This is a genomic window from Pseudonocardia benzenivorans CB1190, assembly GCF_000196675.2.
Classification (GTDB): Bacteria; Actinomycetota; Actinomycetes; order Mycobacteriales; family Pseudonocardiaceae; genus Pseudonocardia; species Pseudonocardia benzenivorans.
The window spans coordinates 2,535,417-2,547,861 of the sequence record NC_015312.1 but is presented as its reverse complement, the minus strand read 5'-3'; the positions used below and the strand labels follow the sequence as shown (position 1 = coordinate 2,547,861).

At 74.3% G+C, this 12,445-nt stretch carries 17 protein-coding genes; 4 read left to right on the top strand and 13 right to left on the bottom strand.

Going from position 1 to position 12,445, the window contains the following annotated elements; genetic code table 11:
• Nucleotides 1–142 precede the first annotated feature (142 nt).
• Nucleotides 143–1,417 (top strand): IS110 family transposase, encoded by a 1,275-nt coding sequence (locus PSED_RS12135; protein WP_037367968.1) that lies wholly within the window; start codon nt 143–145, stop codon nt 1,415–1,417.
• A gap of 280 nt (nt 1,418–1,697) precedes the next feature.
• A complete protein-coding gene (locus tag PSED_RS12130; protein WP_013674531.1) occupies nt 1,698–2,243 on the top strand; it encodes a Dps family protein in 546 nt (181 codons plus the stop codon).
• A 90-nt stretch (nt 2,244–2,333) separates the two neighbouring features.
• Here the strand turns inward: PSED_RS12130 and PSED_RS12125 are convergent, their stop codons facing one another.
• From PSED_RS12125 to PSED_RS12115, 3 genes are read right to left on the bottom strand one after another with little or no spacing between them, the layout of a single operon-like run.
• Nucleotides 2,334–3,143: a glycosyltransferase family 2 protein gene (locus tag PSED_RS12125; protein ID WP_013674530.1), complete on the bottom strand. Its 810-nt coding sequence runs from the start codon at nt 3,141–3,143 to the stop codon at nt 2,334–2,336.
• Nucleotides 3,140–4,486 (bottom strand): PIG-L family deacetylase, encoded by a 1,347-nt coding sequence (locus PSED_RS12120; protein WP_143770453.1) that lies wholly within the window; start codon nt 4,484–4,486, stop codon nt 3,140–3,142. The genes PSED_RS12125 and PSED_RS12120 overlap by 4 nt, the downstream gene beginning before the upstream one ends.
• The gene (locus PSED_RS12115; RefSeq protein WP_013674528.1) at nt 4,483–5,505 is read right to left on the bottom strand and encodes an acyl-CoA dehydrogenase-like protein; all 1,023 of its coding nucleotides are present in this window, start codon (nt 5,503–5,505) and stop codon (nt 4,483–4,485) included. Before PSED_RS12115 ends, PSED_RS12120 begins: the two co-directional genes overlap by 4 nt.
• 189 nt (nt 5,506–5,694) lie before the next feature.
• Between PSED_RS12115 and PSED_RS12110 the strand changes: the two genes are divergently transcribed.
• Together PSED_RS12110 and PSED_RS12105 are read left to right on the top strand one after the other, a co-directional pair.
• Nucleotides 5,695–5,892, top strand: coding sequence for a hypothetical protein (locus PSED_RS12110; RefSeq protein WP_013674527.1), 198 nt, complete (start codon nt 5,695–5,697; stop codon nt 5,890–5,892).
• A 123-nt stretch (nt 5,893–6,015) separates the two neighbouring features.
• Nucleotides 6,016–6,279, top strand: a complete 264-nt coding sequence (locus tag PSED_RS12105) for a hypothetical protein (protein WP_013674526.1) — start codon at nt 6,016–6,018, stop codon at nt 6,277–6,279.
• 40 nt (nt 6,280–6,319) lie between these two features.
• Here PSED_RS12105 and PSED_RS12100 read toward each other — a convergent pair whose 3' ends face one another.
• From PSED_RS12100 to PSED_RS12055, 10 genes are all read right to left on the bottom strand, one after another.
• Nucleotides 6,320–6,619, bottom strand: a complete 300-nt coding sequence (locus tag PSED_RS12100) for a gas vesicle protein K (RefSeq protein WP_013674525.1) — start codon at nt 6,617–6,619, stop codon at nt 6,320–6,322.
• Entirely contained in the window at nt 6,612–6,812 is a 201-nt protein-coding gene (locus PSED_RS12095) for a gas vesicle protein (RefSeq protein WP_013674524.1), read from the bottom strand. Before PSED_RS12095 ends, PSED_RS12100 begins: the two co-directional genes overlap by 8 nt.
• Complete coding sequence (locus PSED_RS12090) at nt 6,809–7,558, bottom strand: GvpL/GvpF family gas vesicle protein (RefSeq protein ID WP_013674523.1); 750 nt, start codon at nt 7,556–7,558, stop codon at nt 6,809–6,811. Before PSED_RS12090 ends, PSED_RS12095 begins: the two co-directional genes overlap by 4 nt.
• Complete coding sequence (locus PSED_RS12085) at nt 7,555–7,962, bottom strand: gas vesicle protein (protein WP_041759565.1); 408 nt, start codon at nt 7,960–7,962, stop codon at nt 7,555–7,557. Before PSED_RS12085 ends, PSED_RS12090 begins: the two co-directional genes overlap by 4 nt.
• Nucleotides 7,959–8,693: a gas vesicle protein GvpO gene (locus PSED_RS12080; RefSeq protein WP_233899394.1), complete on the bottom strand. Its 735-nt coding sequence runs from the start codon at nt 8,691–8,693 to the stop codon at nt 7,959–7,961. The genes PSED_RS12085 and PSED_RS12080 overlap by 4 nt, the downstream gene beginning before the upstream one ends.
• Before the next feature lie 134 nt (nt 8,694–8,827).
• The gene (locus PSED_RS12075; RefSeq protein WP_013674520.1) at nt 8,828–9,058 is read right to left on the bottom strand and encodes a gas vesicle protein GvpG; all 231 of its coding nucleotides are present in this window, start codon (nt 9,056–9,058) and stop codon (nt 8,828–8,830) included.
• 6 nt (nt 9,059–9,064) lie between these two features.
• Nucleotides 9,065–9,796 (bottom strand): GvpL/GvpF family gas vesicle protein, encoded by a 732-nt coding sequence (locus PSED_RS12070; protein ID WP_013674519.1) that lies wholly within the window; start codon nt 9,794–9,796, stop codon nt 9,065–9,067.
• A complete protein-coding gene (gvpJ, locus tag PSED_RS12065) occupies nt 9,793–10,230 on the bottom strand; it encodes a gas vesicle protein GvpJ (RefSeq protein WP_013674518.1) in 438 nt (145 codons plus the stop codon). Before gvpJ ends, PSED_RS12070 begins: the two co-directional genes overlap by 4 nt.
• Nucleotides 10,231–11,529, bottom strand: coding sequence for an SRPBCC family protein (locus PSED_RS12060; RefSeq protein ID WP_013674517.1), 1,299 nt, complete (start codon nt 11,527–11,529; stop codon nt 10,231–10,233). It abuts the gene before it with no gap.
• Nucleotides 11,522–12,352 (bottom strand): hypothetical protein, encoded by an 831-nt coding sequence (locus tag PSED_RS12055; protein WP_013674516.1) that lies wholly within the window; start codon nt 12,350–12,352, stop codon nt 11,522–11,524. The genes PSED_RS12060 and PSED_RS12055 overlap by 8 nt, the downstream gene beginning before the upstream one ends.
• Nucleotides 12,353–12,445: the final 93 nt, after the last annotated feature.

Genomic DNA, 12,445 nt, shown 5'->3' with positions numbered 1-12,445 from the left:
AATGAGACAGCGTCCTCGGGGGTTGTAGCCGGAGGCTTGTCGTCTTGGAGGGTGTTGTCCCGATGAGGACTGGTTTATCAGCACGACGCGCGGCCTCCGGTTCCAGTTTTTTCGTTGCTGGACGCGAAGGGAGTCGGAGCATTTGCTTGGAGCAGGCATCGACTGGGCGGAATCGTTTCACGACGTGGCCTTGGGTCGCCCCGGAGAAGGGGTGATCGAACAATTCCGTATCGACCACACCGCAGCGGGAGTCAACCGGCTTGTGGCCCGTTGCCTGGAGCTGGAAACCGACCCGGCCGACGTGCGGGTCGTGCTGGAAACCCGACACGGCCTGTTGGTGGAAACGCTGGCCGACGCCGGTTTCACTGTTCTTCCGGTCAATCCGGACGTGGTGGCCCGCCGCCGCGGGCCGGCTAAAAAGAAAGACGACGCCGAAGACGCCAGGATCTGCTGCCTGCTGGCATTGGACCAGTTTCTGGAATTGCGGAAACTGATCCCGCACGGCGAGCTGGCGGGAGAATTGCGCACGATCGCCCGGGACGACGAACGCGCCGCCCGCGACGAGCGCCGGCTGCTCAACCGGCTGCGCGCGGACCTGCTGGCAACCTTCCCTGCCGCGCTGGCCATCGCCGGCGGCAACCTCGGTTCGCCGGTCATGCTCAAGCTGCTGAGCCGCTGGCCCGGCCACGACGAGCTCGCTGCGGCCGACCCGCACGACATCGCCGCGTTCGCCCGCGCCGCCAGCCACGGCTGGCCCGACCGGTTCGCCGCCCGCGTCGCCGACGCCCTCGCCGCCGACCGGCTGCCGGTGAAAGACTACCTGGCGCGCGCGAAAACCGGCACGATCGCGCTGACCGCGACCCAGCTGCTGGCCATCCGCGACCAACGACGGGCCTGGGAACGCCGCATGGCCGAACTGCTGCTCGGAACGGCCCGCCGCGGCCACGCAACACAGGCGAAGGAACCCGATCCGGGAAAAGCGGTCCCGGGCGGTGACATCTACCTGAGTTTCCCCGGACTCGGGGACCGGCTCGCCGCCCGGATAGCCGGAGAAATCGGAGACGACATCACCCAGTTCGCCACACCGAACGGGCTGCAATGCTACGGCGGAACCGCCCCGGTCACCCGCCGCTCCGGCCGGAGCGAGTTCGTCGTCGCCCGTCGTCTGGCGCACAACCACTACCTGGGCGCAGCCGTGCATCAGTGGGCCTTTTGCAGCCTCTCCCGCAGCGCATGGGCGCGGGAGTTCTACGACGGGAAAATCGCCGCCGGGAAGAGCCATCACTCGGCCCTGCGCGCTTTGGCGAACCGATGGCTGGAAATCTTGTGGCACTGCCTGGTCAAACGCATCCGCTACGACGAGACCATTCACATTCGCAACCGGCAGCAAGCCCACCAGCCTCCCTCGGCGGCCTGAGGTTGACAGAGGGTGTCTCATCGCGTCCCCCACGACGCCACGGCGCCGGCGACGAGTCCTGTCAGCAGGTCCATGGCCGTCCCTCTACCCGACCGTCCGCCCGCCGAACCGTCCGGGGCGCGCGCCGACGAGGACGTTTCGTTCCCGGCACAGCGGGCACGCCCTGTGCACGTCCGGGTCGGCGCGCGGACCGGCCTCCGGTACCGGGTGCCGGACCACGTCGCGGACCGACCGGACACCCGCACGCACGTCACCCGCAGACCACTCGGAGAGGAACACGATGCCCGACCGCGTCCACTACACCGTCCCTGGCCTGGACCCCGATGCCGCAGGCGACGTGATCACGCTCCTGCAGGGGCGTCTCGACGCTCTCAACGACCTCGCGCTGACCCTCAAGCACGTGCACTGGAACGTCACCGGCCCGCACTTCATCGCGGTCCACACGATGCTCGACCCGCAGGTCGACGGCGTCCGCGCCATGGTCGACGACGTCGCCGAGCGGATCGCGACACTCGGCGGTTCGCCGGTCGGGACGCCCGGTGCGCTGGTGCGCAACAGGACCTGGGACGACTACTCGATCGGTCGCGACGACGCGATCGCCCACCTCGGCGCGCTCGACCTCGTCTACACCGGGGTGATCGGCGACCACCGCTCCGCGATCGAGACGACCGACAAGCTCGACCTGGTCACCCAGGACCTGTTGATCTCGCAGGCGAGCGAGCTCGAGCAGTACCAGTGGTTCGTGCGGGCCCACCTCGAGTCGTCCGACGGCCGGCTGAGCAGCGAGTCGGCCGCCACCGAGCGGGAGGCCGCGAAGCAGGCCTGATCGACCGTTCGTCACCGTCCCCGGGCGGGCGCCGCGCGTGCGGCGCCCGCCCGGACGTGTATGTCGTCCCCGGTGCCGGACGCCGCGGCGTCACCGGAGCGCGCCGGTCCGCGGCCGCTCCCCCGGACCGGGCCCGGGTGCGGGCGTCGGCGCGCCCAGCGAGCCCAACAGGTCCGCCAGTCCGCCGACGGCGCGGCCCCGGGTCCGCGCGCTGGTCCGGACCCGCAGGTCCACCGGGGTGACGATGCGCCTGCCCGCGGCACGGAGCCGCGCCAGCAGCGCATGCTCCTCCCCCGCCGCGACGGCGGGGAAGCCGCCCGCCTCGCGGAACGCGTCGGCGCGCACGCCGAGGTTCGCGGCGTAGACGTGCGTGTGGGCGTCGGCGGCCGTACCCGCGTCGACGAGCGCGGTGTAGCGGCAGAGCACCTCCGGCGGCAGCCGGTGCGGGCTGTCGAGGTCGGCCATCCCCGCGACCGCGTCCGCGCCGGCCGCGGCGTGGCGCAGGTGGCGGCGCATCCAGTCGGGCGGTACGCGGGTGTCGGCGTCGGTCGACAGCAGCCAGGCCCGGCCCAGGTCGGCGAGCCCGAGGCGGCGCAGCGCGTCGTCGAGCCCGAGGGTGCGCAGCTCACCGATCGTGCGCGGGACGGCGTTGCCGAGCGTCGCGACCGCCGATCGCGGCCACCAGCGGCGGACCGCGTCGCGCACGACGGCGGCCGTGCCGTCGGTGCACCGGTCCAGCACCACCGACGCCACGACCGCGACCTGGGAGGACACCGCACACGCGGCCGTGGCGAGCGCGGCCAGGCACGGCCCGATCAGGGCCTCCTCGTCGTGGGCGGGCACGACGACGGCCACCGCCGCGATGTCGCGCGGGGTGCGCGCGCCGTCCGCCGGGCTCACCGGCGGCGGTGGACGTGCGCGAGGAACTCCGTGTCGACGTGGTCGACCAGCAGCTCGAACCGCTCGTCGGCGTCGAAGCGGGCCCGGACCGCCCGGGCGTCGTGTGGTGCCTCGGCGGGCCAGCCGCGCCAGTGCACGACGAGCACGTCGCCGCCCGGGACGACGGCCGCGGCCAGCAGGTCCAGCGTCGCGTGAAGGTCGGCGGCGGACAGGTAGTAGAGCACCTCGGACATGACGGCCAGGTCGGTGCCGAGGGGGATCGCCCCGGGTCCGGGCAGCGCGTCGGCGCGCACGGTGACGTGCGGGAGGCCGGCGGTGGCGGCGCGCGTCGCCGCGACCGCGGCGGGCACGACGTCGGAGGCGACGACGGCCCCGCAGCGGCCGGCCAGCTCGCGGGTCAGCTCACCGGTCCCGCAGCCGGGCTCGGCGGCCGAGTCGTAGTGCTGCCGCGGCAGGCACGACAGCGCGACCGCGCGTTTGCGTCGCTCGTACCAGCTCGTCCGGGTCGCCCACGGGTCGCCGCCCGGGGTCGCGTACAGGTCGGCGAAGCGCGCGGCGGGAGCGCCGGTGCGCCGCGGCGCCCGCCAGAACAGCTCGACGCCGGTGTCGAAGTGCGCCAGCACCTGCGGCGGCAGGATCGGGGGGCCGCCGTCGGGCGCGGTGGCGACCTGCGTGCCGAACCGGGCGATCGCCTCGCGTTTGCGCCGCGCCTGCGCCTGCGACAGGTCGTGGCGGGCGGCGCGGTGCCACGGGGGGCCGACCTCGTCGGGGCTCCCCCACACGCACGCCCAGATCGGGTACGACCAGCAGTGCGTGGTGACGGGCGCGGCGGCCGCCGCGGCGGTGCCGGCGGCGGCGTGGTCGGGGTGCGGGTCCTCGGTCCACGGCGCGAGGCACGTCGTCGCCCCGGCGAGCACCGGCCGCAGCGCGTCGACCAGGACACCGTGGTGGGCGGCCAGGTCGGAGTCCGGCAGCCCCAGCCAGGTGACGTCGACGTCGTCGAGCCCCAGCGACGTCAGCGCGTCCCGCAGCTCGCGGCGCCGGGCCCGGCCGAGTGCTGCCCGCTCCTCGCGGTCGAGGCCGGGGAATGCCGCCTCCCCGTCGGTCGCGACGACGACCCGGACCTCGGCGCCCGCGCCGTGTGCCGCGGCCGTGAACCCGGCGGTGCCGAGGGTCTCGTCGTCGGGGTGCGCGGCGACGACGACGAGTGGTCCCGTCCCGGCGACGGGCATGGCCGGCAGATCGTGCCGGGCGAGCGCGTCGGCCCAGACCCGTGGCGCCGTGACCGGTCGTGGCGTGCTCCGCGGCGCCGACGACGTCGAGCCGGCCCGCCCGCCGCTCACCGGGCACCGTCCGGGTCCAGCACGGCGGCCCCGAGCGCGGCGAGGTCCCGCTCGCCGTGGTGCTGGCGCACGTAGACACCCAGGTCGGCGAGCCGGCCCGCGAGCCGGCCCCCGCGGGTCAACGCCGCCACCCCGGCCAGCCGGGGCGCCACGTCGAGGACCCGGCGGCACGCGAGCTCCACTGCCGCCCGTGCGGTCCACACCGCCTCCCGGTGCGCGTCCGCGGGATCGTCGTCGATCGCCGCGGCGGTCGCGACCAGCAGCGCGTCGCACGCGGCGACGCCGGTGTGCAGCTCCCCGAACAGGGCGAGCCGGTGCGGGTCGGGGTCCGTGGCGGTCACGACGAGGCGCAGGTCGTCGAGCACCCCGGCGGCGCCGCCCAGCCACACCGCGGCCACCCCGCCGCCGCCGTGCCAGAACCCGGGCCGCGCGGTGTACCAGCCGGGCCCCCCGACCAGCGCGTCGTCGTCGACCGGCACGTCGTCGAGATCGACGTCGGCGCTGTCGCTGCGCGCCATCCCGACCGTCTGCCACGTCCCCGCGACCGGCCGCACCCCGGGCCGGGCGAGCGGCACGTCGGCGATCCGGCTGCCGTCGGGGGCCGCGGCGACGACGAGCGCCCGGTCCAGCCCGTGTGCTCCCGAGCAGAACCGCACCCGGCCACGCAGGCGCCACGCTCCGGCCCCGCCCGCGAGTACCGCGCCGGTGCCGCCCGACCGCGCCGCCCAGACGCCGTACGTCGCCCCGGGTACCGGTGTGCGCCCGGCCTCGGCGAGGATCGCGACGGCGTCGGTGTGGCCCTCGCACAGCCGCGCGAACGACAGCTCCGTGCGGCCCCACCGGGCGAGCGCGGCCCAGCGCTGCGCCGTCGCGCCCGCACCGGGGGCCGGGAGGTCGGTCTCGCCCCGGGCGGCGGCGCGGGCCAGGTCCGTCGCGGCGTCCCCGGTGGCGGCGGGTCCCGGGTCGGGCGGCGCGGAGCCGAGCAGCCGATGACGGACCCCGGGCAGCGACACGGTCATCGGAGCCGGTCTCCTCACCGCCGCCCCTGCGGACGGCACGACGACGGCCGGGGTCGCGTGTGGATCCCGGCGGAACAGGGGTCGGTACCCCGCCCGCCACGATCACAACCACCCGGCCAGAACCACCCGGGCACAACCACCCGGCGGCGCCGGCCGGTACGCCGGGGCCTTCGGGGGTACCCACCCGTCATGGGCACGCACCCGCACGGCTCCCGTGACCTGCACCCCCGCGACGAACCCGATGCGGTGACCGTCGAGGACGGCTACCCCGACAGCGGAACCGGCCCGGACCGCGGCGGCCGGCCCGACCGGCGCCGCGACGACCGCGACACCCGCCCACCCGACTCCGGGACGAGCTCCGGGGCACCGCAGGGCCAGGACGCCTGACCCGCCGACCGGGACACGCCGGGCGCGGTTCCCGGCGGACCCGCGTGGGTACCACCGACCTGCACCCGCGGTCGTCGCGGGCCCACGTCCGGTTCTGCCGGCTCGCACCCCGGAGGTCACCCCATGGGCCGTCGCCTGTCCGACATCGCGTTCGAGGAACAGCACTCACTCGACGACGTCCGCGCCGCCGTGGCCGAGCTGCTCGCGGACCCGACGGTCACACCGGAGGCGGTCATCGCCGACCCGGGGACCGAACGCGAGCGGATCGAGACGGCGTCGGGCATCTTCGTCGACCAGCAGCTCACCGACGCGGGCGACGAGGCCGTCACCGAGATGCTGGGCCGGCTGCACTCCGGCGGGGGCACTCCGGACCACCCGGCGCTCTGACCGTCCGGGCAGCGGCGCTACGCGACGGGCGTCCGCGCCGTCACCGGCCTTGTCCCGCCTCGGGACCCAGCAGGTTCCCGAGCGGGCCGAGGTCGATGTTCAGGTCCCCGGGCTCGAGGCCGAAGTGCTCCCGGAGCTCGACCATCGCCTCCTCCAGCCGCATCAGGCCGACCCCCAGCGCCTCGATCTTCTCGTCCGGGAGGTCCCCCGCGTCGACCCGGCGCAGCGCCTGCCGCTCCATGAGCTGGCGCAGGAGCTCGACGACGGTCAGCACCAGCCGACCGAGGTCGCGGCCGACCGTGTCGGGCTGGGCGTCGATGCGGCTCGGCAGCTCAGGCACCGTCGCCCTCCCCCGGGTCGGGGCCGACGGCGAGCGTCGACACCGAGCTGATCAGCGCGCGCAGCGACACGTGCACGAGATCGACCTCGGCGAGCGAGATGGTGACCTCCCCGGTGAGCACCACCCCGCCGGCGAGCAGCCGGTCGAGGAGGTCGACGAGGCTGAGCTCGTCGTCGGGATGCGCGAGCGTCACGGCGGGTCCGCCGTCGCGAACGAGAAGGGCGGCCACGGCCCGGTCAGCTCCACGGTGGCACCGTCGCCCGCGCCCGTGACCGCGGCCCGGAACTCCGCCTCCTGCGTCTCGTCGACGAGGAACGTCGCGTTGAGGACCATCTCCTCGTTCCGGCCCGAGAGCCGGGCGTCCTGCAGCGCGAACCGACGGACGTCGACCGCGTGGGTCCCGGCGGCGTCGGCGACCGACTCCGCGACGGCGCGTGCGCGCTCCCGACCGGCCGCACCGCGGTCGCGATCAGCCTTGCGCCGCAACAGGTATGCCGTGCCCGGCCGGTCGCCCGGCGCCGGCGCCGGGCTGTCGTCGCCGCCGGCCCGCGTGTCCGCGTAGACCTTCACCCCCCACTCGCGGCGCCCGCGCACGCGGTCGAGCGCGGCCTCGAACTCGTCGGCCCGTTCACGCAGCATCGCGACGACCGCCTCGTCGTCGCGGAAGACCGTCGCCAGCCGCACCGGGGCGACGGCCCCGGCGCTCCCCGCCTCGACCACGACGGCGTGGTGCGCCCTCGCGAGCGCCTCCAGCCGGGCGAGATCCTCCATCGCGGCGGCGAGCCCGGCCTCGTCGAAGCCCTCGTCGGCGACGGTCCCGACGACCGCGCCGAGCGTCCCGGCGGCGACGACGCGGGGCCGCTCACCGTCCACACCGGACACTGCGGGCGGGTCGTCGGCGTCCCCGTCGCGCACGGCGTACACCCAGACCAGGCTCACCCGTCGGACTCCTGCTCCTGCTCCTCTGCCCTGCGCCGCACAGCAGACCGGCGCGGCCGCTCCGGCGCCCCGTCCAGCTCCGCGGTACGCGCGGCCTCGAGGTCACCGATCCGCTGCCGCAGCCGGCGGTTCTCCTCGTTCAGGTCGCGCTGCCCCGAGCTGAGGGTCGGGTCGTGTTCCCACCAGTCGATCCCGATCTCGCGGGCCTTGTCGACCGACGCGACGAGCAACCGGATCTTGATCGTCAGCAGCTCGATGTCGAGCAGGTTCACCCGGATGTCGCCCGCGATCACGATCCCCTTGTCGAGAACGCGTTCAAGGATGTCGGCCAGGTTCGTCGACTCCACGCGGCGCTCGGCCGGGCGGGACGCGCCGCCGGGCATCGGAAGCCCTCCGCTGGTCATCGTCCTCCGTTCTCGTACAGCCGGCCGCGGCTGTAGCGGCCGACGCGCCGGAACCCGGCCAGCTCGCCGTCCTCGTCGACACGCACCTCGAACAGCGCCAGGATGTCAGCGGAGTCGGGGATCCGCCGGGTCTCGACGACCTCGACCCCGATCTGCCACCCGCCCTCGTCGTCGTCTCGCTCGATCGACACGACGCTCTCCAGGTCCCGGCCCGTCAGGCCGACGATGTGCTCCGCGGCCCGCCGGGCCGCGGCGCCCGGGGAGATCCCGTCGTCGGGGTTCCTCCGGCCCGAGGTCTTCCGGGCAGGGGACTTCCGGGCAGGGGTCTTCCGGCCAGGGGTCCCGTTCTCCGAACCCCCGTTCTCCGAGCCCCCGTTCTCCGAGGCCCCGTCCTCCGGCCCGGCGTCGGTCGCCGTGTCGTGCGACGACCCGTTGCGCCGCCCGCCGGCCGCGGACCTGCGCGACGTCGTCCGGCCCGCGGTGCGGGTGGAACGGCCGCCCCGGGTCGCCTCGGCGCGCCGGCCACGGGACCCGCCGCGGGCGGCCGGGGCGGCCTCCGCGTCACGGTCCCCGTCGTCCCCGTCCAGCTCGTCGCCGAACCCCTCGTCGGACTCGTCGTCGGGTTCGACACCCTCGTCGGCGTCGCGCTCGTCGTCCGGCTCGACACCCTCGTCGGCGTCGGGCCCGGCGTCGGGGCCGCTGTCGTCCGGATCGGCGGACCGGTCGATCACCTCGTCCGGTCGGTCCTCGGAGTCCTCGGCACCAGCCTGCCGGCGCCGCGCCGGCCGGTCACGTGCCGGCCTGCGGCGTGGTCCCTCGCGGTCATCGCTCATGTCCTCGGTCGCGTCTCGTCCCGGCTGCCCGGTCAGGTCCGTCGGACCATCAGCCGTTGCAGCAGCTCGTTCTCGCGTTCGACGCACTCCTCCTCGGTGAGGGTCCCGTTGCGACGGGCCTCGTCGACGGCCTCCAGCTCCGCGCGGATCCGGGCCGGGTCGTAGTACTGCTCCTCGGCCTGGTCCTGGATCTGCCGGGCCAGCCACACGACCCCGCGGACGGGGGCGAGCGGCAGGCCCAGCAGACCGGACACGAGTCCCATCGGCGATCACTCCTCCGCCGGGACGAAGTCGTAGGGCGCGAGGGGCCCGAGCAACCGCAGGCGCAGCCACTCGTGGGTGTCCGCGCCGAGCTCCTCGACCTCGCTCTCGAACTGCTCCACCCCGTCACGGCGGACGAGGAACGCGATGTCGACGACCTCGTCGGGCTGGGGAGGCGTCGTCGGCGACGCCTGCTCGGCGAACGGCGAGATCCGGTCCAGGATGTCGTTCGCGTCGACGTCGCGCCGCTCCTCCATCGCCTTGGCCACGATCTCGCCGAGCTTCACGCGGTCGTAGTACGACGCGTCCTCGGACACCCCGCGGATCCGCTCCTGCAGCTCGGCGACCGCCGGCTCCTCCTCGACGATCTCCTTGAGCAGGACCTCCTCCACGTAGCGGCCCTTGAGCGAGTACTGGACCATGCCGTCGAGCTGCTCGAGGGCGCGCAGGAAGCGGTCCTGGTGCGGCGCGAGGAGCTCGTCGACCACCTGGGAGTCCTCGACGACGGCCGGGAACCGCATCGGCAGCACCGTCGTCGCGGCGGCGACGGTGTCGACGACGGCCTCGTGGGCCGTCAGGTCGTCGCGGGTGCCGAGCGGCCGGTCCGGGACGTCACCGACGATCGCGGCGACGCCGTCGTGCTCGACGAGCGACACCCGTCCCGACGGGCCGAGGCCGACGAGGTCGTCGGGCAGAGTGGTGCCGGCAGCCACGAGGCCGTACACGTAGGTGGCGGTCACCGCTCACGCTCCCGTTCCCGGGCCCGCTGCCGTGGGCGTTTGCGGACGGGCTCGCGCTCGTCCTCCTCGTCGCCCCCGAGCAGCTCGCCGACCTTGTCGACGGCCGCGTCCAGCACTCCGGCCGTCTTGCCCTTCGCGCCGCCCTCCATCATCCCCTGGGTCAGCTCGGTGAGGTCCTTACCGCCCTTGCCCTTCCCGTAGAGGTCGAGCCGGTTGGTGGCCTCGGCGAACCGCAGGAACGTGTCGACGCTGGCGACGACGACCCGCGCGTCGATCGTGAGGATCTCGATCCCCACCAGCGACACCCGGACGAAGACGTCGATGACCAGCCCCTTGTCGAGGATCAGCTCGACGACGTCGGCCAGTCCGCTCGAACCACCGCCGCCACCGCGGTCGACGTGACCGCCTCCCGCGGCCTGGGTCGCGACCGTCATTCATCGGCTCCTTCCGGCAGTCGCGGGCCGACGACGCGCGCTGCGCCGGCGGGCGGGCTGCTCGTCCTCGGCCTCGTCGGCCTCGTCCCGGGCACCCTCGTCGTCGTCCGCGTACTCGTCCTCCGCGTACTCGTCCTCCGCGGGCTCGTCGTCCGTCTCCTCGTAGTCGTCGGCCGTCCCGTCGCCCGCCTCGTCGTCGGCGTACTCGTCGTCGGCGCCCTCGTCGGTGCCCTCGTCGTCGTACTCGGCGTCGTCGTACTCGTCGGTCTCGGCGTCCTCGTCGCGGTCGCCGGCCTCGTCGTCCGCCTCGTCGTCGGCGTACTCGTCGTCGGCGTACTCGTCGTCGGCGTACTCGTCGGACTCGTCGCGGTCGTCGCCACGCCCGGCGCCGCGCTCGTCCTCACCGTCGCGGCCGCCGGCGCGCTCCTCCTCCTCGAGCGCCTCCTCGTGGGTCTTGACGACCTCGCTGTCGCGGATCTCGCCGCGCCAGCCCTCGATCTCGTCCTGGTGCAGGATCGCGGTCGTCATCGCGTGCCGGCGGAAGTGCTTGAACTCCAGCCGCGCGCGGCGGCCCTGGGCCCGCCAGATGTTGCCCGTGCGCTCGAACAGGCCCTGCGGCCAGTACTCGAGCACCAGCAGCACCCTGGTCAGGTTCGGCCCGAGCTCGGTGAACGCCACGGCGCCGTCGACGTGCCCCTTCGCGCCGGTGGACCGCCACACGATGTGGGAGTCCGGGACCTGCTCGACGGTCGTCGCCTCCCACTCGCGGTGGGACAGGAAGACCTGCGCCTTCCAGTGCGTCTTCTCGTCGGAGACCTGCTCGACGCTCTCCACCTTCTTCATGAAGCTGGGGAAGTCCGACAGCTGGGTCCACAGGTCGTAGGTGGTGCGCAGGGGCAGGCCGATGTCCTGCTCCTCGACGATGTTGGTGACCTTCAGCTTCTTTCCGCTGCCGGAACCACCACCGCCGCCGGACTCGCCGCCGAACATCCCGGAGACCTTCTCCTTGAGCCCGGCGAAGAACCCGCCGCCGGAACCGTCGCCGGAGTCGTCGCGGTCCCTGTCACCCTCGGCACCCTCCTCGGAGTCACGGTCGGCCTCGTCGGAGTCACGGCCCCCGAGCGCCTTGCGCAGGCCGGTCCCGCCGTTCTCGGTGATGCCGTCGAGCTTGTCGGTCAGGCCGGTGACCCGGTCGGTCGCCGCCTCGGCCGCACGCTGGACCAGCAGCGTCAGCAGGCGCTGGCCGGAGTCCTTCAGCGCGTCGGTCGGCAGCGCATCGGTGAGCTTCGCGTCAGGCATTGCTGGTCCTCCGTCGGCCCGTGCCCTTCCGGGCCGTGCTCGTCGCGCTCTTACCCGCCGACCGGGCTGCGCTCGTGGCACCACCCGCGGCCTTCTTCGCGGTGCGGGTCGTCTTCGACCCGGCGCCGGACCCCGACCGCGTGGCACGCGCCGACGTCTCCTCGACGTCGGCGCGTCCGGCGGCCTTCGCCGAGCGCCGCCGCCGCGGGGCCGGGCGGTCGTCCTCGTCCTCGGCCCGCTCGTCGTCCTCGGAGACGTCGTCGGACAGGTCGTCGCCGTCCTCCGCCTCGTCGGCGACGGGCTCGTCGGAGACGTCCTCGTCGGACACGGGCTCGTCGGACACGGGCTCGTCGTCGGTCGTGTCGTCGGACCCGGTGTCCTCGGAACCGGCGTCGTCGGCCTCGGCGCCCCGCCTGCGGCGACGGCCCACGACACCCTCGGCCGCGCCCCGGGCGGACGACGCGGCGTCCGTGGCCGACGAGACGGCGTCCTCGCCCGCGCTGCGCGCCCCGGAACCGACGTCGCCGAGCGACTCCACCCGCTTACCGACCTTGTCGGTCAGGTTGGCGACCTGTCGTGCGGCTACCGCCATGGCGGCACCCTTGCCCGCCTCCAGCAACCGGCCGCGGACCTGGTCGGTCAGCGCCGCCAGCTCGGGGGAGCTGTTGAGCAGCTTGCTGCCCTGGGCCAGCAGCTCACCCGGGCCACCGGCACGTCGACCTGCTGCCATCCCACCGAGCATCAGGGCGAGCTTCATCTTCTTCGTACGGCCCAGGAAGTAGCCGCCGGCCACCCCGAGCGCCACTCGCGCGCCGCATTTCATCTTTCCTCCTTGATCGTGACCCGCCCCGGACTCGAGATCCGAATTCGAAGATCACGAATCGGAGCGGAGTGCAGGTCGGGCCTGGGTCGCCAC